This window comes from Mycobacterium sp. E3339 (assembly GCF_001666915.1).
Lineage (GTDB): Bacteria > Actinomycetota > Actinomycetes > Mycobacteriales > Mycobacteriaceae > Mycobacterium.
The window spans coordinates 1-2,729 of sequence record NZ_LZIZ01000254.1 but is presented as its reverse complement, the minus strand read 5'-3'; the positions used below and the strand labels follow the sequence as shown (position 1 = coordinate 2,729).

Here is a 2,729-nt window from a genome sequence, read left to right as displayed (position 1 = left end):
CGCTGGCGCAGTTGCGGGATTCGTTCTTCGACTGGGACATGTATCGGCGGGCCATCCCCCTGCTGCTGACGACGGGGCTGCCGAACACGTTGATCCTGACCAACTGCGCCATCGTGATCGGCCTGGCGCTGGGAATGGTGCTGGCCATGGCGGGCATCTCGAACCGGCGCTGGCTGCGCTGGCCGGCGCGGGTCTACACCGACATCTTCCGCGGCCTTCCCGAAGTGGTGATCATCCTGCTCATCGGGATGGGCGTCGGCCCGTTGGTCGGCGGGCTGACGAACAAGAATCCCTACCCATTGGGAATCGCCGCGTTGGGGTTGATGGCGGCCGCCTACATCGGCGAAATCCTCCGCTCCGGAATACAAAGCGTCGACCCCGGACAGTTGGAGGCCTCGCGCGCGCTGGGATTCAGCTACTCGACCGCGATGCGCCTGGTGGTGGTGCCGCAGGGAATACGGCGCGTGCTGCCGGCACTGGTCAATCAATTCATCGGGTTGTTGAAGGCCTCCGCGTTGGTGTATTTCCTGGGCCTGATCGCCGATCAGCGGGAGCTTTTTCAGGTGGGCCGGGATTTGAATGCCCAGACCGGAAGCCTGTCGCCGTTGGTGGCCGCGGGTCTCTTCTACCTGATATTGACCATTCCGTTAACCCACCTGGTGAACTACATCGACGCGCGGCTGCGCCGTGGCCGGCGCGCCCCCGATCCGGACGAGGGCCCTGACATGCTCGCGACGACGTTCGGCCAGGAGATCACGTGACTCCCGGTGCCGCGGGCCGTGCGCCAGTATCGCTGGCCGCCAAGGACATTCACCAAACGCTGGGCGGCAACCGGGTGCTGCGCGGCGTCGATTTCGAGGCACCGGCCGGCACCACCGTCGCTGTGATCGGGCCGTCCGGCTCGGGCAAGTCGACGCTGCTGCGCACCTTGAACCGGTTGCACGAACCCGACAGCGGCGACATCCTGCTGGACGGCCGATCGGTGTTGCGCGACGATCCCAACGAACTGCGGCAGCGCATCGGCATGGTGTTTCAGCACTTCAACCTCTTCCCGCACTTGAGCGTCCTGAAGAACGTCGCGATGGCGCCGCGCAAGTTACGGCGCCTGCCCGCCGACGAAGCCCGCGACCTGGCGCTGGCCCAGTTGGAGCGAGTTGGGTTGAAGCACAAGGCCGATGCCCGGCCCGGCATGTTGTCCGGCGGCCAACAGCAACGGGTCGCGATCGCCCGCGCATTGGCCATGGCCCCGCAAGTGATGTTCTTCGACGAGGCGACATCGGCGCTCGATCCCGAAATGGTGAAGGGAATTTTGCAACTCATCGCCGATCTCGGCGCCGACGGTATGACGATGATCGTTGTCACCCACGAAATGGGCTTTGCCCGCTCGGCATCAGACACCGTGGTGTTCATGGATCGCGGCAAGGTCGTGGAATCCGGTCCGCCGGAGCAGATTTTCGAGACCGCACGAACGGAACGTCTACAGCGTTTCTTGTCGCAAGTACTTTGACCCATCCCGTCGCGACTAATTAGTCGGCATAGCTACCTTGTAAGCGCCTGATATCGGGTTAGACTCCCCGTTTATGGCGGACAGCGAATCCACCGTGGCCGACGTGACCGAGCTTGCGGAAGGTTTGCACCGTGCGCTGTCCAAATTGTTTTCGATTCTGCGTCGCGGAGACCCGAGCGGGGCCGCCGCCGGGGACCTGACGTTGGCGCAGCTGTCGATCCTCGTCACGTTGCTGGATCAGGGGCCGATCCGGATGACCGACCTGGCGGCCCACGAACGGGTGCGCACGCCCACCACCACGGTGGCGATCCGCCGGCTGGAGAAGCTCGGCCTGGTCAAACGCTCGCGTGACCCGTCCGACCTGCGGGCGGTGCTGGTCGACATCACCCCGCGCGGGCGCGCCGTGCACGGCGAGTCGCTGGCCAACCGGCGCGCCTCCCTGGCCGCGATGCTCAGTCAGCTGCCGGAGGCCGACCTCGGCACGCTCATGCAAGCGCTGGCGCCGCTCGAGCGGCTGGCCTCCGGCGAACCGACGTCCGGACCCGCGTGCCCGCCGGACGCACGCAAAGAGGCATGAAAGTACCTGTCGCACAACGACTTTAGCGTTGCCGTTAGACTACTGGCATGCCCACTGCACTCATCACCGGCGCCGGCGGCGGTATCGGTTCCGCGATCGCCACGGCGCTGGCCCCCACCCACACCCTGCTGCTGGCCGGCCGGCCCTCCGACCGGCTCGATGCCGTCGCGGAGCGGCTCGGCTCGACGACGTTCCCGCTGGACCTGACCGACTCCGCTGACATCGAGGCCGCCTGCGAGATCGTCGACGAACTCGATGTGCTGGTGCACAACGCCGGGGTGTCCATCCCCGGCCATGTCGCCGACACCGACGTCGACCAGTGGCGCGCCACTTTTGCCGTGAATGTGCTTGGGCCGGTGGAACTTACGCTCGCACTGCTACCCGCGCTGCGACAGGCCCGCGGCCAGGTGGTCTTCATCAACTCCGGCGCCGGCCGCAACGTCTCGCCCGGCATGGCCTCCTATTCGGCCAGCAAGTTCGCGCTGCGCGCCTTCGCCGATTCGCTGCGCGCCGACGAGCCACAGCTGCGGGTGACGACCGTGTACCCCGGTCGCACCGACAGCGAGATGCAGCGCGAACTCGTCGCGTTCGAGGGCGGCACCTACGACCCCGCCAAGTTCCTCAAACCCGAAACCGTCGCGGCCA

At 66.3% G+C, this 2,729-nt stretch carries 4 protein-coding genes; all 4 read left to right on the top strand.

What is annotated here, in order from left to right; translation table 11 throughout:
• Positions 1-761, top strand: a 761-nt coding sequence (locus A5702_RS24665) for an amino acid ABC transporter permease (RefSeq protein ID WP_156669742.1), incomplete at its 5' end; no start/stop codon positions are given.
• Positions 758-1,507, top strand: coding sequence for an amino acid ABC transporter ATP-binding protein (locus A5702_RS24660; RefSeq protein ID WP_068224609.1), 750 nt, complete (start codon positions 758-760; stop codon positions 1,505-1,507). The genes A5702_RS24665 and A5702_RS24660, both read left to right, overlap by 4 nt.
• 73 nt (positions 1,508-1,580) lie before the next feature.
• Positions 1,581-2,084, top strand: a complete 504-nt coding sequence (locus A5702_RS24655; protein WP_055399536.1) for a MarR family winged helix-turn-helix transcriptional regulator — start codon at positions 1,581-1,583, stop codon at positions 2,082-2,084.
• Between the two features lie 47 nt (positions 2,085-2,131).
• On the top strand, positions 2,132-2,729 hold a 598-nt coding region (locus A5702_RS24650; RefSeq protein ID WP_068224607.1), incomplete at its 3' end, for an SDR family oxidoreductase.

Excerpts from the sequence above, each read along its gene's own strand:
- A5702_RS24655 (WP_055399536.1), top strand. The coding sequence starts at position 1,581 with ATGGCGGACAGCGAATCCACCGTGGCCGACGTGACCGAGCTTGCGGAA.